Origin of the sequence: Krasilnikovia sp. MM14-A1004 (assembly GCF_047159485.1) — a bacterium.
GTDB lineage: Bacteria > Actinomycetota > Actinomycetes > Mycobacteriales > Micromonosporaceae > Actinoplanes.
The window spans coordinates 2234075-2253262 of record NZ_AP038773.1; the positions used below are offsets into that span (position 1 = coordinate 2234075).

A 19188-nucleotide genomic window follows, 5' to 3' on the forward strand; every position below is an offset into this window, starting at 1 on the left:
CCGGCATGAGCCGGGACGGGGGGCGCCTTTTCACGCCCCGTACCCCGCGCGTCGTCGCGGCCCGGCGCCTGCAGCGGCGCCGCGAGCGCGAGCAGACCGGCCGTTTCCTCGCCGAGGGCCCCCAGGCGGTGCGGGAGGCGGTGGCCGCGGGCGCGGTCATCGAACTGTTCGGCACCGAGGCCGCCCTGGACCGCTACGCCGCGATGGCCGCCGACGCCGAGCAGGTCTCCGCGGTCACCGACGAGGCTCTCGACGCGCTGGCCGACACCGTGCAGCCGCAGGGCCTGGTCGCCGTCTGCCGCCAGGTCGACGTCGGGCTGCGCGAGGCGCTCGCGAAACGGCCCCGGCTGATCGCCGTGGCCGCGGACATCCGCGACCCCGGCAACGCCGGCACGGTCCTGCGGACCGCCGACGCGGCGGGCGCGGGCGCGGTGGTCTTCGCGGGCGACGCGGTGGACCCGTACAACGGCAAATGTGTACGCGCCTCCGCGGGCAGCCTGTTCCACGTCGACGTGGTCCGCGAGCGTTCACCCGGGGCCGTCCTCGACGCCCTGCGCGCCGCCGGGGTGCAGGTGCTCGCCGCCACCGGGCACGGCGCCGACGACCTCGACGACCTGCTCGACGCGGGTGACCTGGCCCGGCCGACCGCGTGGCTGTTCGGCTCCGAGGCGCACGGCCTGCCCGCCGACCTGCTGGAGGCTGCCGACCGCCGGGTCCGCGTACCCATCCACGGCGCCGCGGAGAGCCTCAACCTGGCCGCCGCCGCCGCGGTCTGCCTGTACGCCTCCGCCCGCGCCCTGCGCTGAACCACCCCTGCGCTGAACCACCCCTGCGCTGAACCACCCCTGCGCTGAACCACCCCGTGGTGATCATTCGCTGATCGGGCTGGGCGCCGGGATGTGCGCAGTGGCCACTATGGCCTGCAGCGCGGCGACGTGGCCCCGGAAGGCGGTTCGGCCGTCGCCGGTCAGGCGGGCCCGCACGCGGCGCCGGTCCGAGCGGTCGACCGTGACGTAGCCGGCCTGCTCCAGCGTCGAGAGTTGTTTGGACAGCGCGGAGTCCGACAGTGCGAGCTGGTCGCGCAGGTAGCCGAACTCGGCCCAGTCCGCGGCCGCCAGCAGGGAGACGATGGACAGCCGGGTGCTGGGATGGATCAGCTCGTCGAACCGTGGTGTGGTCATGATGCGGTGCCGGAGCGTACGGCGCGGCGCCGTGCCGTGGCCAGCAGCAGCGGGCCGCCGAGCACGAGCGTGACCGCGGCCAGTACGGCGGCCCAGGTGGCCGGGTGACGTGCGCCGTCGGCGTTCAGGGCCAGCGCGGCACCGACGGTGATCCCGACCAGGGCGACCAGGCTGCCCAGTACCCAGGCGGCGAGGTGCGGGCCGGCGACGTCGGCGCGCACGCTCATCCGGCGGCTGCGGCGCCGTCCGTTGATCACCCGCGGCGCGATCGACGAGTGGACGGCGCCGACCACGAGGGTGGCCACGGTGGTGGCCAGCGGATTGTTCAGGTCGGCGATGACACCGAGGGCGATCCAGGCGGCTGCCAGCGCCGCCCAGTACCAGAGGGGTACGTCGATCTCGTCGATGACTCTGCGGCGATTCCGCTCGATCGTGTCGAGGGCGGCCCGCGCCTGCTCGGATGTCAGTTCGCTCATCACGCCTCACTTTCCCGAAGGGAAACTCAGTATTGGCTTTCCTGGTGGGAAAGTCAACCGGGCCGGACGTCATCGTCGGGATCGCGACGCCACCCGTGCTCCTCGCGCCCGGGTATCGCGTGGCGGCCGGGATCACCGGGGCGGTAGGCTGACGCCCGTGACGACGACCAGGATGTTTAGCCGGCCCGCTGGTCGCGGGCTGCGCGCGTAAACCTCCTGCGCGAACTTCCCTGACCGGCGGGCTGCGGCCCAGCCGCGCCTCCGTACACTGCCGAATGGCTCATCCGGTGTGAGGGAGTTCGCCCGATCATGTCCTACCGCAACGATCCGTACGATCCGAAGCAGGCCGCCCTGCTCGACCCCGAGGCGCTCGACGCCGCGGTCGCCGAGGCCGAGAAGGCCTTCGGCGGTGCGTCCGACCTGGACGCCCTCGGCGCGCTGAAGCCCGCCCACCTGGGCGACCGGTCGCCGGTGTCCCTCGCCCGGCGCGAGATCGGCTCGCTGCCGCCCGCCGCGAAGTCCGACGCGGGCAAGCGCGTCAATGTGGCCCGGCAGTCCATTCAGGCCGCGTTCGACGCCCGGCACGCCGAGCTGGAGCGCGAACGCGCCGCCCGCATGCTGGTCGAGGAGCGTGTCGACGTCACCCTCCCGTGGGACCGCCGGCCGCGCGGCGCCCGGCACCCGCTGACCACGCTGATGGAGCATATGGCGGACCTGTTCGTCGGGATGGGCTACGAGGTCGCCGAGGGGCCCGAGCTGGAGCTGGAGTGGGCGAACTTCGACGCGCTCAACATCGGCCCGGACAACCCGGTGCGCGGCGCGATGGACACGTTCTATCTGGACCTGCCCGGACTGGTGATGCGGACGCACACCTCGCCGGCGCAGGTGCGCAGCATGCTGACCCGCAAGCCGCCGATCTACATCGTCTGCCCGGGGCGGGCGTACCGGACCGATGAGCTGGACGCCACGCACAGCCCGGTGTTCCACCAGATCGAGGGCCTGGTGATCGACGAGGGCATCACCATGGCGCACCTGCGGGGCACGCTGGACCACTTCGCCCGGGCGATGTTCGGGCCGGACGCGCAGACCCGGTGGCGGCCGCACTACTTCCCGTTCACGGAGCCGTCCGCCGAGTTCGACGTGTGGTTCGCCCAGCACCGCGACGGGCCGCGCTGGGTCGAGTGGGGCGGCTGCGGCATGGTCAACCCGCGGGTGCTCACCGCCTGCGGCATCGACCCCGAGCGGTACTCGGGCTTCGCGTTCGGCATGGGCGTCGAGCGCACCCTGATGTTCCGCAACGGGGTCAGCGACATGCGCGAGATGGTCGAGGGCGACATCCGGTTCGCCCGCCAGTACGGGATGGAGGTCTGACGCGATGAAGGTGTCGCTGTCCTGGCTGCGGGAGTACATCGACCTGCCGGCGTCGCTGAGCGCGGCCGAGCTGGAGAAGGCCCTGATCGGCCTCGGCATCGAGGTCGAGTCCGTCGTCGACCAGGCCGCCACGGTCTCCGGTGGACTGGTTGTCGGCCGGGTGCTGGAGATCGAGGAGTTGACCGGCTTCAAGAAGCCGATCCGCTTCAACCTGGTCGACGTCGGCAACCCCGAGCCGCAGGAGATCATCTGCGGGGCGCGCAACTACGCCGTCGGCGACCTCGTCGCGGTCATCCTGCCCGGCGGCGAGCTGCCGGGCGGCTTCACCATCGGCGCCCGCAAGACGTACGGGCGCAACTCCGCGGGCATGATCTGCTCCGCGGCCGAGCTGGGCCTCAGCGGGGACCATTCCGGCATCATCGTGCTGCCGCCCGGCGTCGCCGAGCCGGGCACCGACGCCCGCGCGGTCGTCGGCCTCGACGACGTGCTGGTGGACGTGGAGATCACCCCGGACCGCGGGTACGAGATGAGCATCCGCGGCCTGGCCCGCGAGCTGTCGTACGCGTTCGACTGCGCGTATCGGGATCCGGGCGGGCTGCCGTACACGGCGGGGACGGCGGAGCCGCCGTACCCGGTGAGCGTCGAGGACACCGTCGGGTGTGACCGGTTCGCCGCGCGCGTGGTGCGCGGCATCGACCCTGACGCGCCGTCGCCCGAGTGGATGCAGCGGCGTCTCGTCGCGGCGGGCATCCGGACGATCTCGCTGCCGGTCGACATCACGAACTACCTGATGCTGGAGACCGGCCAGCCGATGCACGTGTTCGACCTGGACCGCCTGCGCGGCGGCCTGGTGGTGCGCCGCGCCCACCACGGCGAGAAGCTGACCACTCTGGACGGTGTGGCCCGCGTGCTGGACGCCGAGGACATGGTGATCCTCGACGACACCGGCCCGGTGTCGCTGGCCGCGGTGATGGGCGGCGAGACCAGCGAGTGGCAGCCGGGCACGGTGAACGTGCTGCTGGAGGCCGCCCACTGGGATCCGGTGATGGTGGGGCGTACCGCCCGGCGGCACAGGCTGTTCAGCGAGGCCGCGAAGCGGTGGGAGCGCGGCGTCGACCCGCAGCTGCCGCTGGTCGCGCTGGAGCGGGCGGTCGCGATCCTCACCGAGTACGCGGGTGGCACGGTCGACGAGCGGGTGCTCGACCTCGACCACGTCCAGCCGCCCGCCCCGGTCCGGCTGGACCCGGCCCTGTCGTCGCGCCGGATCGGCGTGCCGTACCCGGCGGAGCGGGTGGTCGAGCTGCTGACCCGGATCGGCTGCACCGTCGAGGGTTCCGACCCGCTGGTGGTGACCCCGCCGTCGTGGCGTCCCGACCTGCTGGCCCCGGCCGACCTGGTCGAGGAGGTGGCCCGCCTCGGCGGGTACGACGCGATCCCGAGCATCCTGCCGCTGGCACCGGGCGGGCGCGGCCTCACCCCGGCGCAGCGCCGCCGCCGCTCGGTCGGCCGGGCGCTCGCCGAGGCGGGATGCGTGGAGGTGCTGTCGTACCCGTTCGTGTCGCCGTCGGTGCACGACGCGTTCGGGCTGGCGGCCGACGACCCGCGGCGCAGCGCCGCCCGGCTCACCAACCCGCTGTCCGAGGAGGAGCCGCAGCTGCGTACGTCTCTGCTGCCGACGCTGCTCGGCGCGCTCAAGCGCAACCTCGGCCGCGGCCACCGCGACCTGGCCCTGTACGAGATCGGCACGGTGTTCCGGCCGCACCTGTCCGCCGTCGCGCCGCCGGAGATGGGTGTCGAGCACCGCCCGTCCGACGCCGACTGGGTGGCCGCCAACGACATCGTCCCCGAGCAGCCGTGGCACCTCGCCGCGGTGTTCACCGGCGCGATCGAGCCCGCCGGCTGGTGGGGCCCCGGCCGCCCGGCCGGGTGGGCGGACGCGGTGGAGACCGCCCGGATCGCGGTGTCCGCGGCCGGGCTGCCCGCCGACCGGGTCCGCGTCGAATCGTCCGAGTACGCGCCCTGGCATCCGGGCCGGTGCGCGGCCATCCTGGTCGACGACCTGCTCATCGGGTACGCGGGTGAGCTGCACCCGGCCGTCGTGTCGGCGCTGGAGCTGCCGCGGCGTACCTGCGCGGTGGAACTCGACCTGGACGCCCTGCCCGCCGCGCCGGTCGTGCAGTCGGTGCGGCTGGCCACGTTCCCGCCCGCCCTGATCGACGTGGCACTGATCGTGGACGCGAGCGTGCCCGCCGCGCAGGTGCGGGACGCCCTGGTCGCCGGGGCCGGTGAGCTGCTCGAAACGGTGCACCTCTTCGACGTGTACACCGACGAGCAGCTGGGGGAGGGCAAGCGCAGCCTGGCGTACAAGCTGACGTTCCGGGCATCGGACCGCACCCTCACGGTCGAGGAGGCCGTGGCGGCCCGCGACGCGGCCGTGGCCGCCGCAGCGGACCGGTTCGGCGCGGTCCTGCGCGGGGCGTAGCGGGGCTCAAGCAGGTGTGGCCGGACCGTGGAGCAGGCGGCGGGCGTGCGGGCGCTCCTCGGCGGCGAGCCGGGCACAGCCGCTGTCCACGGTCCGCCACCGGCTGACGCCGCCCTCCGGCCCGGTGAACCGCCCGGCGGCGAGGGCGGCGTCGATGCGTCCGCGCACCTCGTCCACCCGGTCCGGGGCGGTCGCGAACAGGATGCGCAGGTGCAGCTCGTCGCCGTGGCGCTGCGCCGCGGTGTGGTGCACGGCCAGCGGGCACGGCGGCTCGTGCGCCCAGTGACCGCACAGGGCGGTGGTGATGGCGCCGCCGGCCGCCCGTTCGTCGGCGCCGGGTTCCAGCACGAGGACGGCCCGGTGCGCGTACGCCTGTCGCATGATGTCGAGTATGGCGCGGACGGATCCGCGTACCGGAGCGTGGCCGAGGTGCGGGCCGCTGCCGCGTCGGGGTGCGCCCGGGCCGCCCGCGACGGTCGGCTCGCGGGTCCGGAACCGGCCGGTCAGCATCGGCATCGCCGCGGCGATGGTGACGCCGTTGACAGGGATCGTCGGGACGATCGTCGGCTTCTCCCTCGCCGAGAAGCGCGGCAACGGAGGCAATTGGGCCCCGATCAGCTCAGGGCGGCCTCGACGCCGGTCTCGTGCGGGCCGAGGAACACCGGGTCCCGCCCCGACGCCACGTCGAACAGCGCCTTGACGACGGCACCCCGCTCCCGGGTCGCGCTGTGCAGCCACGGCTCCCGGTAGATGCGGACCGTGTCGTCGCCGACGCCGCTGGCGTCCACCCCGAGGTGGCGGCACAGGGCCACCGCCCGGTCGATGTGGTAGCTCTGGGTCACCACGATCGCCCGGCGCACGCCGAAGATCTGCCGGGCGCGGGCGCACGAGTCGTACGTGTCGAACCCGGCGTGGTCGAGCACGATCTGCTGGGAGGGGACGCCGTGGGCGACGAGCCAGGTGAACATCGCGCCGGGTTCGTTGTACTCCCAGCGGCCGTGGTCGCCGGAGACCAGGATCGCGCCGACCCTGCCGTCGGCGTACAGCTGCCGGGCGATCTCCAGCCGCGCCGCGAGGAACGGCGACGGCACCCCGCCCGGATCCACCTGCGCGCCGAGTACCAGCGCCACGGGCGCCGCAGGCACCGCGTCCTCGGTGAAGACGTGCCCCGAGGCCCCGGCCCGCGCCCACAGGGCACCGGCCGCCATCGTCAGCACGGCGGCGGCGACGCCGAGCGCCCCGGCCCTGACGAGGCGCCGCAGCGCGCGCCGCAGAGTGATCTTCCGCATGCGCCCGACGATGCCAGCCCCGGTCAAGGCGCGAACACCGGGTCGTCCGGGTACGGGTGGAGCGCCCCGACGCGTCAGGGCCGCCCCGCTGGTGCCGTCCGTGCACCGGGCTCCCCGCGGGATGCCGCCGCGCCGCGGCGATGGCCGGCCGACGCGGCCGTCGGTCCCGGCGGGGGCGGACCGCCGGCGACCCCGGTCGCGGGAATCGGTCCCCGTGCCTGCCGGGCCACCGCGCCGAACCAGCCGAGGTGGAAGACGTCGTTCTCGGCGGCGAACCGCCGCCGCAGGTCCGGCCAGGCCAGGCCGGGGTGGCGATGGTGCACGCCGTGCAGGTTGAAGGCCAGGACGAACGTCTCCAGCGGCCGGGGAAGGCGCAGGTTCATCGCCTCCAGCGGCTCGTCCAGCGGCGTGCCGTAATGGTAGGAATTGTCCGCGACGGACACGAGGAACGCCCGCGCCAGCAGTGCGGCCACCAGCATCCAGCCGTGCGTGCCGTAGGAGACGAGGGCGGCGGCGTACAGCCCGGCGATCAGGGCGGCGTCGGCCCGGAAGGTGCCGAGACGGCGGGCCGCCACGGAATCGAGCAGCATCGCCGTCACGGTCCCCGGACCGTCGAGGTGGCGGGCCAGCAGAGCCCAGCCGCGGCGCGGCACGGGCGCGAGGATCACCGACGCGGCCTCCGCCAGGTACAGGCCACCGACGAGCCGCAGGTAGTAGGCCGGCGCATGCGCGCCCCAGCTCGTCCGGGCGGGGTCGTAGACCTCGGTGCGCTCCCGCGGTGTACGGCTGAAGCGGTGGTGCAGCAGGTGCCCGGCCTTGAGCAACGGGAACGGCGCCCCGTAACAGACCGCCAGCGCACGGCCGTACCGGTCGTTCCAGGTCCGGTCGCGGAGCAGGCTGCCGTGGATCGCCTCGTGCAGCAGCGACCACAACGGCGTGGTGAACAGCGCGAACGGCACCAGCAGCCAGCCCCACGCCGTCGTCCGGGGCAGCAGCCACAGTGGCAGGACGAACAACTGCCCGCAGGTGACGGCGGCGGCGACCGCGACCAGCACGGACGAGGCCACCGTGGACCCGTGGGTACGCGCCGCGCCCGACATGATCGTTCGCACCACGGCACGGTAGGGGCCCGCGCCGCGCACCGGCCACACCCACCGGACGAAGATTGCGTGTACGGCAGGCGCCATGACGGCCCGCACCGGCCGGTCGCCGCATTCGTTCAACGAAGCGTCATCCCGGCGTTGGTCAAAGATCGACGCCGGTGCGGCAGTCTGACGGCAGTGCCTCCCGTCGATCGAAGCGACGTGATGATGACGTTGGTGATGGCCGCCCTCGCGGCCGCGGTGGGTGTCCTGCTCGCGGCGTTGGACAGCCCGCACGCTCAGCAGAACGGCAGGGCCGTGAAGTTCAGCATCCTGCTGATCATCACCGGCTTCGCCGCGGCCGCGACAGCCGTCGCCCAGGACGCCCTCGGCTGACCGCGGGTGCCCCGGCGGCCGTCAGGTGATCGCGAACGGCGCGGTGAGCAGGTCGTCAGGTGATCGCGAACGGCGCGGTGAGCAGGTCGTCAGGTGATTGTGAACGGCGCGGTGATCAGGTCGTCGAGGCGGGAACTGCGGCCGACCAGCAGCTCGAAGTCGCCCGGTTCGACGACCCGGCGCCCGTCCGCGGTGACCAGAGTGCAGTCGGCGGCCGCCACCTCCAGCTCGACCGTGACGCTCGCGCCCGGCGGCACCGTCACCTGCCGGTACGCCTTCAGCTCGCGATCCGCCCAGGTCACGCTGGTGACCAGGTCACGGACGTACACCTGGACGGTCTCGGTGGCCGGGCGGCTGCCGGTGTTCGTCAGGCGGACGGTCGCCCGCACGACGTCGCGAACACCCACCCGCGGCCGTGCGATCGCCAGGTCGGTGTAGTCGACAGTGGAGTAACTGAGCCCCTCGCCGAACACGAACAGCGGGTCCTGGGTCAGGTCGGCGTACCGGTTGCCGTGCTGGCCGCGGATCTGGTTGTAGTAGACCGGCTGCTGGCCGACGTGCCGGGCCACCGAGATGGGCAGCCGCCCGGTCGGTTCGATGTGGCCCAGCACCAGCTCGGCCACGGCCCGGCCGCCGCGCATGCCGGGGTTGAAGGCCTGGATCACGGCGGCGCAGCGCAGGCCTGAGTCGGGCAGCGCGGCCGGCTTCGAGTTGATCAGTACGAGCACGGTCGGCGTGCCGGTCCCCGCCAGCGCGTCCAGCAGCGCGATCTGCCCGCCCTGCAACTCCAGGGTGGCCGTGGAACAGGCCTCGCCGGTGAGGGCGACCGTGTCGCCGAGCACCACGACCGCGACGTCGGCGGCCCGCGCGGCGGCGACCGCCCCGGCGATCAGCGCGGGGTCGGCGGGGGCCGGACGGGAGATCGGCGGGCGGGGCTGCCCGTCGGGGTAGTGCGGGCCCTCCGGGTCCGGTACCAGCAGCTCGATGTCGGCGCCGCGGGCGTGGGTGACCGTCCAGCCGGCGGGGACCACGGCGCGGAATCCGTCCAGGACGGTCTCGGTCAGCTCGCGGGGATGGCCGTCCGGCATCCAGTCGACCTGCCCGGAGGCTCCGGCCCAGTCGCCGAGCTGGGCGTGCGGGTCGTCGGCGTTGGGGCCGATCACCGCGACCGTACGCGGCGTGTCCGTCAGCGGCAGCAGGCCGTTGTTGCGCAGCAGGACGAGGCAACGGCGCGCGGTCTCCAGGTTGAGGGCGGCGTGCTCCGGGGCACCGATGACCGCGGCCTGGCGGCGGGCGTCGGGGGCGCGCGGGTTCTCGAACAGGCCCAGTTCGAACTTCAGCCGCAGGATCCGGCGTACCGCGGCGTCGATCTCCGTCTCGGCCAGCAGCCCGGCGGCGACGGCGGCCCGGGCGCCCGTACCGAAATCGGGGGTGGTCATGATGAGGTCGTTGCCGGCGCGGACCGCGACCGCCGCGGCCTCGGTCTGGTCGGCGCAGACCCGCTGCTCCCAGACCATCCGGCCGACGTTGTCCCAGTCGGTGACCAGCGTGCCGGTGAAGCCCCACTCCTGTTTGAGCACGTCGTTGAGCAGCCATTTGTTCGCGGTGATCGGCACCCCGTCGATCGACTGGTAGCCCAGCATGAAGGTGCGCACGCCCTCGCGGGCCACCCGCTCGAACGGCGGCAGGAACCACGAGCGCAGCTTGCGCGGGCTCAGGTCGGCCTCGCTGGCGTCCCGGCCGCCCTGGGTCTCTGAATACCCGGCGAAGTGTTTGGCGGTGGCGAGGATGGCGGTCGGGTCGCTCAGTCCCGCGCCCTGGTATCCGCGGACCATCGCGGAGCCCAGCTCGCCGATGAGGTACGGGTCCTCGCCGAACGTCTCGTCGACGCGTCCCCAGCGCAGGTCCCGCGCCACGCACAGGACGGGGGAGAAGGTCCAGTGGATGCCGGTGGCCGCGACCTCGACCGCGGTGATCCGGGCGACCCGCTCGGCGAGGGCGGCGTCGAACGTGCAGGCCAGGGCGAGCTGGGTGGGGAAGACGGTGGCGCCCGGCCAGAACGCGTGCCCGTGGATGCAGTCCTCCGCGGTGAGCAGCGGGATGCCCAGCCGGGTCCGGGCGGCGAGGTCGATCGCCTCCAGCATCGTGCGGGGTGACGCATGCAGGATGGAGCCCGCGAGCTTGTCCGCGACGATCTCCTTGATGTCGCCGCGCGCGTCGAGCTGCAGCATCTGCCCGAGCTTCTCGGCCAATGTCATGCGCGCCAGCAGGTCCTCGACCCGCTCGTCGACGGTCAGCGAAACATCCCGGTACGGGGGGTCTCCGGTCACGCACGGCCTCCGGTGGGTCGACCGCATGGATCGCGGTCGGTGGAACACGAACAAATGGGAAGTCTTCCAGTACGGAACCGGTTACGGCACCCCGTGGCGGTTCCGGAACTTGCCCGGCCCGACTGAGAGTTGATACGGTGCCATGCATAGAAATGCAGAGGAGGTTTCGGCATGGGAGTCCGGGTCGCCGTCGCCGGTGCCAGTGGGTACGCCGGGGGCGAGCTGCTGCGCCTGCTCGCCGGACACCTGGGGTTCGACCTCGTCGCCGCCACCGCGAACACCCGGGCCGGCCTGCCCGTGACCGCGGTGCACCCCCAGCTCGCCGGGCTCGACCTCACCCTCGCCGAGACCGATCCGGCCACGTTGGCCGACGCCGACCTGGTCTTCCTCGCCCTGCCACATGGACAGTCCGCCGCACTGGCGGCGCAGCTCCCGGCGAGCGTGAAGATCGTCGACCTCGGCGCCGACTTCCGGCTGCGCGACGCGGACGCCTGGGCCCGCTACTACGGCGGCCCGCACGCCGGCACCTGGACGTACGGGCTGCCCGAGCTGCCCGGCCAGCGCGCCCGCATCGCCGCCGCCAGCCGGGTCGCCAACACCGGCTGCTACGCCGCCACGATCACCCTCGCCCTCGCGCCGCTCATCGCCGCCGGGGTCGCCAGCCCGGACGACGTCGTCGTGGTCGCCGCGTCCGGCACCTCCGGCGCGGGCCGGGCCGCCAGGGAGCACCTGCTCGGCAGCGAGGTCATGGGGGACCTGAGCCCGTACAAGGTCGGCGCGCACCAGCACGTACCCGAGATCAAGCAGGCCACCGGCGCCGCGTCGCTGTCCATGACGCCGGTGCTGGCGCCGATGCCGCGGGGCATCCTGGCCACCGTGACGGCCGTGCCCACCGGCGCCGCCGACCCGCGCGAGGTGCTGGCCGCGGCGTACGCCGACGCGCCGTTCGTGCACGTCCTCGCGCCCGGCGCCTGGCCACATACCGCCGCCACGGCCGGATCCAACTCCTGCCACCTGCAGGCAGGCGTGGACGCCGACTCCGGCCGGATCATCGTCGTCAGCGCCCTCGACAACCTCGGCAAGGGCGCCGCCGGTCAGGCCGTACAGTGCGCCAACCTCATGTACGGCCTGGCCGAGACCACCGGCCTGCCGGTGTACGGCGTGGCGCCATGACCGCCGTCACCGCACGACCCGCGAACCTTGCCGTGACCGCACCCATCGCAGACAGGGAGGTCCAGTGAGCGTCACCCACCCCAAGGGCTTTCGCGCGGCCGGAGTCTCGGCCGGACTCAAGACCGGCGACGCCCGCGACGTCGCGCTCGTGGTCAACGACGGCCCGGACGCCATCGCGGCCGGGGTCTTCACCGGCAACCGCGTCAAGGCCGCCCCCGTGCTCTGGAGCCAGCAGGTGCTGCGCGGCGGTATCGTCCGCGCCGTCGTGCTCAACTCGGGCGGCGCCAACGCCTGCACCGGCACCCAGGGGTTCCGCGACACCCACGCCACCGCCGAGCACACCGCCGCGGCGCTGCGCGGCGGGTCCAAGCCGCTGCTGATCGGGGCGGGCGACGTCGCGGTCTGCTCGACCGGCCTGATCGGCGAGCTGTTGCCGATGGACAAGCTGCTGCCCGGCGTCACCGCCGCGGCCAAGGCGCTGGCCACCGACGCCGGCCCGGCCGCCGCCGAGGCCATCATGACCACGGACACCGTGGCCAAGAACGCGGTCGTGGCCGGCGAGGGCTGGTCGGTCGGCGGCATGGCCAAGGGCGCGGGCATGCTGGCCCCCGCGCTGGCCACGATGCTCGTGGTGCTGACCACCGACGCGGTGGTGGGCAGCGAGGCGCTGGACGCGGCGCTGCGCGAGGCGACCCGGCTCACCTTCGACCGGATCGACGCGGACGGCTGCATGTCCACCAACGACACCGTGCTGCTGCTGGCCAACGGCGCCGCCAACGTCGAACCCAGCCAGGAGGAGCTGACCGCCGCCGTCACCGCGGTCTGCCAGGACCTGGCCCAGCAGCTCATCGCGGACGCCGAGGGCGCCACCAAGCACATCGCCATCGAGGTGCTCGGCGCGGCCAGCGAGGACGACGCCGTCGAGGTCGGGCGTACCGTGGCCCGCAACAACCTGGTCAAGACCGCGCTGTTCGGCAACGACCCCAACTGGGGCCGCATCCTCGCCGCGGTCGGCACGACCAGCGCCGCGTTCGAGCCGGACCGGGTTGACGTGGCCGTCAACGGGGTGTGGGTGTGCCGGGGCGGCGCCGCGGCCGAGGACCGCAGCAAGGTGGACCTGACCGGACGGGACGTGACGATCCAGGTGCACCTGCACGAGGGTGAGCTGTCCGCGACGATCTGGACGACTGACCTGTCCCACGCGTACGTGCACGAGAACTCGGCATACAGCTCATGACGCCGCAGGAGAAGGCCGCCGTTCTCATCGAGACGCTGCCCTGGCTGGAACGCTTCCACGGCACATGCGTCGTCATCAAGTACGGCGGCAACGCGATGATCGACCCCGAGTTGCAGCGGGCGTTCGCCGCCGACATGGTGTTCCTGCGCTACGCGGGCATCAAGCCCGTCGTGGTGCACGGCGGCGGGCCGCAGATCTCCGCAATGCTCGACCGGCTCGGCATCGCCAGCGAGTTCCGCGGCGGCCTGCGGGTCACCACGCCCGAGGCCATGGACGTCGTTCGGATGGTCCTGGTCGGCCAGGTGGGCCGGGAACTCGTCGGCCTGATCAACCAGCACGGCCCGTTCGCGGTCGGGCTGTCCGGCGAGGACGCCCGGCTGTTCACCGCGGTGCGCCGCCCCGCGACCATCGACGGCGAGCCCGTCGACGTCGGCCAGGTCGGCGACGTCGCGCACGTCGACACGTCCGCGGTCGACGACCTGATCGCGGCGGGCCGCATCCCGGTCGTCGCCACGGTCGCCCCCGACGCCGACGGCGTCGTCCACAACGTCAACGCGGACACCGCCGCCTCCGCCCTGGCGGTCGCGCTGGGCGCCCGCAAGCTGGTCGTGCTCACCGACGTGCCGGGCCTCTACACCGACTGGCCCGACACCTCGTCGCTCACCTCCGAGATCACCGCCGACGAACTGGCGAAGCTGCTGCCCCGCCTGGAGTCCGGCATGGTCCCGAAGATGGAGGCGTGCCTGCGCGCCGTCCAGGGCGGGGTGCCCGCGGCGCACGTCGTGGACGGCCGGGTCGCCCACTCCACCCTGCTCGAAGTCTTCACCTCGGAAGGATTCGGAACGATGGTGATCCCCTCGTGAGCACACTCGTCGAACGCTGGTCCCAGTCCATGATGGACAACTACGGCACCCCGCCGCTGGCCCTGGTCGCGGGCGACGGCGCGGTCGTCACCGACGAGAACGGCGGACAGTACGTCGACCTGCTCGGCGGCATCGCGGTCAACGCGCTCGGCCACGCCCACCCGGCCGTGGTCGCCGCCGTCTCGCAGCAGATCGCCACGCTCGGCCACGTCTCCAACCTCTACGTCGCCGAGCCCCCGGTGGCCCTGGCCGAGCTGCTGCTGGCGCTGGCCGGGCGGCCCGGGCGGGTGCTGTTCTGCAACTCCGGCGCCGAGGCCAACGAGGCCGCGTTCAAGCTGTCCCGCCTCACCGGCCGCACGCACGTGGTGGCCACCGACGGCGCGTTCCACGGCCGCACGATGGGCGCTCTGGCGCTGACCGGCCAGCCCGCCAAGGCGGACCCGTTCCGGCCGCTGCCTCCAGAGGTCACTCATGTTCCGTACGGGGACGCCGACGCGCTCGCCGCGGCGGTCACGGACGCCACCGCCATGGTGATCCTGGAGCCGATCCAGGGCGAGAACGGCGTCGTCGTCCCGCCGCCCGGCTACCTCGCCGCGGCCCGCGAGATCTGCACCGCGCGCGGCGCCCTCCTGGTCCTCGACGAGGTGCAGACCGGCGTCGGCCGTACCGGGCACTGGTTCGCCCACCAGGCCGACGGCATCGAACCGGACGTGATCACCCTGGCCAAGGGACTCGGCGGCGGCCTGCCCATCGGCGCGTGCGTCGCGTTCGGGGCGGCCGCGGAGCTGTTCGGTCCCGGCTCGCACGGCACCACGTTCGGCGGCAACCCGGTGAGCTGCGCGGCCGCGCTCGCGGTGATCCGCACCATCGCCGCCGAGGGTCTGCTGGACAACGTCAAGCGGGTGGGGGAGCAGCTGCGCCGCGGCGTCGAGAACCTCGGCCACCCGCTGATCGCCGGGGTGCGCGGGTCGGGCCTGCTGCTCGGCATCGTGCTCATCGCCGACGTCGCCGCGCCGGTCGCCGGCAAGCTGCGCGACGCGGGTTTCCTGGTCAACCCGGTACAGCCCGGTGTCATCCGGCTGGCCCCGCCGCTGATCCTCACCACCGAACAGGCCGACTCATTCCTGGCCGCCCTGCCCGCCGCCCTGGAAGAGGTGCCGTCGTCGTGACCGAGTGCACCGAGGGCCGCGAGGGCACGACAAAGGAGGCACTGTGACGGCCCGGCACTTTCTGCGCGACGACGACCTCTCCCCGGCCGAGCAAGCCGAGGTGCTGGACCTGGCCGCGACCATGAAGGCGGACCGGTTCGGGCACCACCCGCTGGCCGGGCCGAAGTCCGTGGCTGTCTTCTTCGACAAGGCCAGCCTGCGGACCCGGCTGTCGTTCGAGACCGGCATCGCCGAGCTGGGCGGCAACCCGATCATCGTGGACACCCAGGCCACCCACTTCGGGCGCGGCGAGACCCTGGCCGACGCGGGCCGGGTCGTCTCCCGGTACGCCGCCGCCATCGTGTACCGCACCAGCGGCGACGACCGCCTCGCCGAACTCGCCTCCGACGTGCGGGTGCCGGTCATCAACGCGCTGACCGACGGCTACCACCCGTGCCAGCTGCTGGCCGACCTGCAGACCATCCGGGAACGGTGCGGCGGTACGGCCGGGCGCCGCCTCGCGTACGTGGGTGACGCCGCGAACAACATGGCCCACTCGTACCTGCTGGCCGGGGCCACCGCCGGGATGCACGTCAGGGTCGCCGGGCCGTCCGGGTTCGACCCCGCACCGGCCGTGGTGTCGCGGGCCGCCGAGATCGCGGCGTGGACCGGCGGCTCCGTCGAGGTGCTGCGCGACCCGTACGAGGCGGCGGACGGGGTGGACGTGCTGGCCACCGACACGTGGACGTCCATGGGTCAGGAGGGCGACGGGCGCGACCGGCGCACCCCGTTCTGGCCGTACCAGATCAACAAGGACCTGCTGGCCGCGGCCGGGAGCGACGCGATCGTGCTGCACTGCCTGCCCGCCCACCGCGGCGAGGAGATCACCGACGAGGTCCTCGACGGCGCCCAGAGCGCCGTGTTCGACCAGGCCGAGAACCGGCTGCACGCCCAGAAGGCGCTGCTCACCTGGCTCGTGGAGAAATCATGACCGGGCCGGTGACCCGGGCCGGGCGGCACGCCCGGATCGTCGCGCTGATCGGGGAACGGTCCGTGCGCTCACAGACCGAGCTGGGGGAAATTCTGGCCGCCGAAGGCATCCAGGTCACCCAGGCCACCCTGTCGCGCGACCTGGAGGAGCTGAACGCCATCAAGGTCGGCGGCGCCTACCTGATCCCGGAGGACGGCCAGCGTCCCCTGCGCGAGACCCAGCAGGGCCCGGCCCGCCTGCAGCGCCTGCTGCGGGAACTGCTGACCGGGGTGGACGCCAGCGGCAACATCGCGGTGCTGCGAACCCCGCCCGGGGCGGCGCAGTTCCTCGCCAGCGCGCTGGACCGCTCCGGGCTCTCCGACGTCGTCGGCACCATTGCCGGCGACGACACCATCCTCGTCGTGGCCCGCGACGTGACCGGCGGCAAGGCCCTGGCCGAGAAGCTCGCCGACTGGGCCGGCCATACCGCAGACAACCTTGGAAGGAGCACCCCGTGACCGAGCGGGTCGTACTTGCCTACTCCGGAGGTCTCGACACCTCCGTGGCCATCCCGTACCTGGCCGAGCAGACCGGCGGTGAGGTGATCGCCGTCGCGCTCGACGTCGGGCAGGGCGGCGAGGACATGGACGTGATCCGGCAGCGCGCCCTGGACTGCGGCGCCGCCGAGAGCGTCGTGGTGGACGCGCGCGACGAGTTCGCCGCCGACTTCTGCCTGCCCGCGCTGCGCGCCAACGCCCTCTACATGGACCGCTACCCGCTGGTGTCGGCGCTGAGCCGCCCGCTGATCGTGCGGCACCTGGTCGACGCGGCCCGCCGGCACGGCGGCACGATCGTGTCGCACGGCTGCACCGGCAAGGGCAACGACCAGGTGCGCTTCGAGGTGGGCATCGGCGCGCTGGCGCCCGACCTGAAGGTCATCGCCCCGGCGCGCGACTACGCGTGGACCCGGGACAAGGCGATCGTGCTGGCCGAGGAGAAGGGCCTGCCGATCGACGTGACCCACAAGTCGCCGTACTCGATCGACCAGAACCTGTGGGGCCGCGCCGTCGAGACCGGCTTCCTGGAGGACATCTGGAACGCGCCGATCGAGGAGCTGTACTCGTACACGAAGAACCCGGCGGAGCCGCGCGACGCCGACGAGGTCGTCATCACGTTCGACAGGGGCAACCCTGTCGCGATCGACGGGGAGACCGTCACCCCGCTGCAGGCCATCACGGAGTTGAACCGGCGGGCGGGCGCGCAGGGCGTCGGCCGCCTCGACATGGTCGAGGACCGCCTCGTGGGCATCAAGAGCCGCGAGGTGTACGAGGCCCCCGGCGCGATCGCCCTGATCGCCGCCCACCAGGAGCTGGAGAACGTCACCGTCGAACGCGACCTGGCCCGCTTCAAGCGCGGCGTCGACCAGCGCTGGGCCGAACTGGTCTACGACGGCCTGTGGTTCTCCCCGCTCAAGGACGCGCTGGACAAGTTCATCGACGAGGCGCAGCAGCACGTCACCGGCGAGGTCCGGCTCGTCCTGCACGGCGGCCGCGCCGTGGTCACCGGCCGCCGCTCCGAGGCCAGCCTGTACGACTTCGCGATGGCCACCTACGACACCGGCGACACGTTCGACCAGTCCCTCGCCAAGGGATTCGTGCAGCTGTGGGGCCTGCCGTCGCGGATGGCGTCGGCCCGGGACAAGCGGCTGGCAGACTGAGCGCCGTGACGGAAGAACATACTTCGCTGTGGGGCGGCCGGTTCGCCGGCGGCCCCGCCGAGGCGCTCGCCCGGCTGTCGGTGAGCGTCCAATTCGACTGGCGGCTCGCGCCGTACGACATCGCGGCGTCCCGCGCGCACGCCCGGGTGCTGGCCGCCGCGGGCCTGCTCGACCCCGACGAACTGGGCCGGATGCTGGCCGCCCTGGACGACCTGGAGGCCGCCTGCGCCTCCGGCGAGTTCCGGCCGACCGTGGACGACGAGGACGTGCACACCGCGCTGGAACGCGGCCTGCTGGAACGCCTCGGCGCGCTCGGCGGCAAGCTGCGCGCGGGCCGCTCCCGCAACGACCAGGTCGCCACGGACCTGCGCATGTACCTGCGCGATCACGCGCGCGGGGTGGCCGCCCGGCTGGTCGAGCTGGCCGACGCCCTGGTCGAGCAGGCCGAACGGCACGTGGACACGCCCGCCCCCGGCATGACGCACGTGCAGCACGCCCAGCCGGTCAGCTTCGGGCACTGGTTGCTGGCACACGTCCAGCCGCTGCTGCGTGACCTGGACCGGCTGCGCGACTGGGACGCGCGGGCCGCGATCAGCCCGCTCGGCTCGGGCGCGCTCGCCGGCTCGTCGCTGCCGCTGGACCCGGCCGCGGTCGCCCACGAGCTGGGCTTCGCCGCGCCCGCGCCGAACTCGATGGACGCGGTCGCCGACCGCGACTTCGTGGCCGAGTTCCTGTTCGTCACCGCGCTGATCGGGGTGCACCTGTCCCGCCTCGGCGAGGAGGTGGTGCTCTGGACCTCCACCGAGTTCGGCTGGGTGGAGCTGGACGACGCGTTCGCCACCGGCTCGTCGATCATGCCGCAGAAGAAGAACGCGGACATCGCCGAGCTGGCCCGCGGCAAGTCGGGCCGCCTCGTCGGCGGCCTCGTCGCGGTGCTGACCATGCTCAAGGGCCTGCCGCTGACGTACGACAGGGACATGCAGGAGGACAAGGAGCCGGCCTTCGACGCGGTCGACACCCTGCAACTGCTGCTGCCCGCGCTCGCCGGGATGATCTCCACCATGACGGTACGGGTGGACCGGCTGGTCGCCTCCGCGCCGGTCGGCTTCTCGCTGGCCACCGAGGTGGCCGACTGGCTGGTGCGGCGCGGCGTGCCGTTCCGCGACGCCCACGAGATCACCGGCCAGCTGGTCGCCCTGTGCGCGGCCCGCGAGTGCGAGCTGGAGGACGTCACGGACGACGACCTCAAGACGGTCAGCGAACACCTCGACCCGACCGTCCGGGAGGTGCTGTCGGTGCGCTCCGCGCTGGCGGCCCGCACCACGTTCGGGTCGACCGGGCCGGGCCCGGTGGCCGAGCAGCTCGCCACGGTGCAGCACCGGCTGGACTCGTGGCGCGAGTGGGCGATCGAGACGGTCGTCCCCCGCTGACCGACGGGAGCGCCCGGCGTCACCTCGTTGCGCCCAACGAGGT

Annotated in this window: 18 protein-coding genes; 12 read left to right on the plus strand and 6 right to left on the minus strand. The window is 73.3% G+C overall.

Annotation, left to right across the window (positions count from 1 at the left end; all coding sequences use genetic code 11):
- Window positions 1-5 precede the first annotated feature (5 nt).
- Window positions 6-806, plus strand: coding sequence for a TrmH family RNA methyltransferase (locus ACMCNN_RS10225; protein ID WP_412745940.1), 801 nt, complete (start codon window positions 6-8; stop codon window positions 804-806).
- Window positions 807-869: 63 nt separating this feature from the next.
- On the opposite strand, the gene ACMCNN_RS10230 is transcribed toward ACMCNN_RS10225, so the two are convergent.
- Complete coding sequence (locus ACMCNN_RS10230) at window positions 870-1181, minus strand: transcriptional regulator (protein ID WP_412745941.1); 312 nt, start codon at window positions 1179-1181, stop codon at window positions 870-872.
- Entirely contained in the window at window positions 1178-1657 is a 480-nt protein-coding gene (locus ACMCNN_RS10235; RefSeq protein ID WP_412745942.1) for a hypothetical protein, read from the minus strand. The genes ACMCNN_RS10230 and ACMCNN_RS10235 overlap by 4 nt, the downstream gene beginning before the upstream one ends.
- 309 nt (window positions 1658-1966) lie before the next feature.
- On the opposite strand from ACMCNN_RS10235, the gene ACMCNN_RS10240 reads away from it, so the two are divergent.
- Complete coding sequence (locus tag ACMCNN_RS10240) at window positions 1967-3028, plus strand: phenylalanine--tRNA ligase subunit alpha (protein WP_412745943.1); 1062 nt, start codon at window positions 1967-1969, stop codon at window positions 3026-3028.
- A gap of 4 nt (window positions 3029-3032) precedes the next feature.
- The gene (gene pheT, locus ACMCNN_RS10245) at window positions 3033-5510 is read left to right on the plus strand and encodes a phenylalanine--tRNA ligase subunit beta (RefSeq protein WP_412745944.1); all 2478 of its coding nucleotides are present in this window, start codon (window positions 3033-3035) and stop codon (window positions 5508-5510) included.
- Between the two features lie 6 nt (window positions 5511-5516).
- Here the strand turns inward: pheT and ACMCNN_RS10250 are convergent, their stop codons facing one another.
- The 3 genes from ACMCNN_RS10250 to ACMCNN_RS10260 form a co-directional block, all read right to left on the minus strand.
- Window positions 5517-6113 carry a hypothetical protein gene (locus tag ACMCNN_RS10250; protein WP_412745945.1) on the minus strand — a complete coding sequence of 199 codons (597 nt, stop codon included), beginning with the start codon at window positions 6111-6113 and terminating at the stop codon, window positions 5517-5519.
- A gap of 11 nt (window positions 6114-6124) precedes the next feature.
- On the minus strand, window positions 6125-6799 hold the full coding sequence (locus ACMCNN_RS10255; RefSeq protein WP_412745946.1) for a vancomycin high temperature exclusion protein: 675 nt from the start codon (window positions 6797-6799) through the stop codon (window positions 6125-6127).
- A gap of 74 nt (window positions 6800-6873) precedes the next feature.
- The gene (locus ACMCNN_RS10260; RefSeq protein ID WP_412745947.1) at window positions 6874-7911 is read right to left on the minus strand and encodes a fatty acid desaturase; all 1038 of its coding nucleotides are present in this window, start codon (window positions 7909-7911) and stop codon (window positions 6874-6876) included.
- 192 nt (window positions 7912-8103) lie between these two features.
- Between ACMCNN_RS10260 and ACMCNN_RS10265 the strand changes: the two genes are divergently transcribed.
- On the plus strand, window positions 8104-8277 hold the full coding sequence (locus tag ACMCNN_RS10265) for a hypothetical protein (RefSeq protein ID WP_412745948.1): 174 nt from the start codon (window positions 8104-8106) through the stop codon (window positions 8275-8277).
- A gap of 89 nt (window positions 8278-8366) precedes the next feature.
- Here the strand turns inward: ACMCNN_RS10265 and ACMCNN_RS10270 are convergent, their stop codons facing one another.
- On the minus strand, window positions 8367-10607 hold the full coding sequence (locus ACMCNN_RS10270; protein WP_412745949.1) for a glycoside hydrolase family 3 N-terminal domain-containing protein: 2241 nt from the start codon (window positions 10605-10607) through the stop codon (window positions 8367-8369).
- 171 nt (window positions 10608-10778) lie between these two features.
- Between ACMCNN_RS10270 and argC the strand changes: the two genes are divergently transcribed.
- The 8 genes from argC to argH all read left to right on the plus strand — a co-directional run bounded on the left by argC (window position 10779) and on the right by argH (window position 19145).
- Window positions 10779-11780 carry an N-acetyl-gamma-glutamyl-phosphate reductase gene (argC, locus tag ACMCNN_RS10275; protein WP_412745950.1) on the plus strand — a complete coding sequence of 334 codons (1002 nt, stop codon included), beginning with the start codon at window positions 10779-10781 and terminating at the stop codon, window positions 11778-11780.
- Window positions 11781-11844: 64 nt separating this feature from the next.
- Window positions 11845-13017 (plus strand): bifunctional glutamate N-acetyltransferase/amino-acid acetyltransferase ArgJ, encoded by a 1173-nt coding sequence (argJ, locus tag ACMCNN_RS10280; protein ID WP_412745951.1) that lies wholly within the window; start codon window positions 11845-11847, stop codon window positions 13015-13017.
- Complete coding sequence (argB, locus tag ACMCNN_RS10285; protein ID WP_412745952.1) at window positions 13014-13880, plus strand: acetylglutamate kinase; 867 nt, start codon at window positions 13014-13016, stop codon at window positions 13878-13880. The genes argJ and argB overlap by 4 nt, the downstream gene beginning before the upstream one ends.
- The gene (locus tag ACMCNN_RS10290) at window positions 13877-15049 is read left to right on the plus strand and encodes an acetylornithine transaminase (protein ID WP_412745953.1); all 1173 of its coding nucleotides are present in this window, start codon (window positions 13877-13879) and stop codon (window positions 15047-15049) included. Before argB ends, ACMCNN_RS10290 begins: the two co-directional genes overlap by 4 nt.
- A 43-nt stretch (window positions 15050-15092) precedes the next feature.
- A complete protein-coding gene (argF, locus tag ACMCNN_RS10295; RefSeq protein ID WP_412745954.1) occupies window positions 15093-16019 on the plus strand; it encodes an ornithine carbamoyltransferase in 927 nt (308 codons plus the stop codon).
- On the plus strand, window positions 16016-16516 hold the full coding sequence (locus ACMCNN_RS10300; protein WP_412745955.1) for an arginine repressor: 501 nt from the start codon (window positions 16016-16018) through the stop codon (window positions 16514-16516). The genes argF and ACMCNN_RS10300 overlap by 4 nt, the downstream gene beginning before the upstream one ends.
- A complete protein-coding gene (locus ACMCNN_RS10305; RefSeq protein ID WP_412745956.1) occupies window positions 16513-17715 on the plus strand; it encodes an argininosuccinate synthase in 1203 nt (400 codons plus the stop codon). Before ACMCNN_RS10300 ends, ACMCNN_RS10305 begins: the two co-directional genes overlap by 4 nt.
- Window positions 17712-19145: an argininosuccinate lyase gene (argH, locus tag ACMCNN_RS10310; protein WP_412747125.1), complete on the plus strand. Its 1434-nt coding sequence runs from the start codon at window positions 17712-17714 to the stop codon at window positions 19143-19145. Before ACMCNN_RS10305 ends, argH begins: the two co-directional genes overlap by 4 nt.
- Window positions 19146-19188: the final 43 nt, after the last annotated feature.

Coding starts and splice junctions, on each gene's coding strand:
- ACMCNN_RS10225 (WP_412745940.1), top strand. CDS start 6: ATGAGCCGGGACGGGGGGCGCCTTTTCACGCCCCGTACCCCGCGCGTC.
- ACMCNN_RS10230 (WP_412745941.1), bottom strand. CDS start 1,181: ATGACCACACCACGGTTCGACGAGCTGATCCATCCCAGCACCCGGCTG.
- ACMCNN_RS10235 (WP_412745942.1), bottom strand. CDS start 1,657: ATGAGCGAACTGACATCCGAGCAGGCGCGGGCCGCCCTCGACACGATC.
- ACMCNN_RS10240 (WP_412745943.1), top strand. CDS start 1,967: ATGTCCTACCGCAACGATCCGTACGATCCGAAGCAGGCCGCCCTGCTC.
- pheT (WP_412745944.1), top strand. CDS start 3,033: ATGAAGGTGTCGCTGTCCTGGCTGCGGGAGTACATCGACCTGCCGGCG.
- ACMCNN_RS10255 (WP_412745946.1), bottom strand. CDS start 6,799: ATGCGGAAGATCACTCTGCGGCGCGCGCTGCGGCGCCTCGTCAGGGCC.
- argC (WP_412745950.1), top strand. CDS start 10,779: ATGGGAGTCCGGGTCGCCGTCGCCGGTGCCAGTGGGTACGCCGGGGGC.
- argB (WP_412745952.1), top strand. CDS start 13,014: ATGACGCCGCAGGAGAAGGCCGCCGTTCTCATCGAGACGCTGCCCTGG.
- ACMCNN_RS10300 (WP_412745955.1), top strand. CDS start 16,016: ATGACCGGGCCGGTGACCCGGGCCGGGCGGCACGCCCGGATCGTCGCG.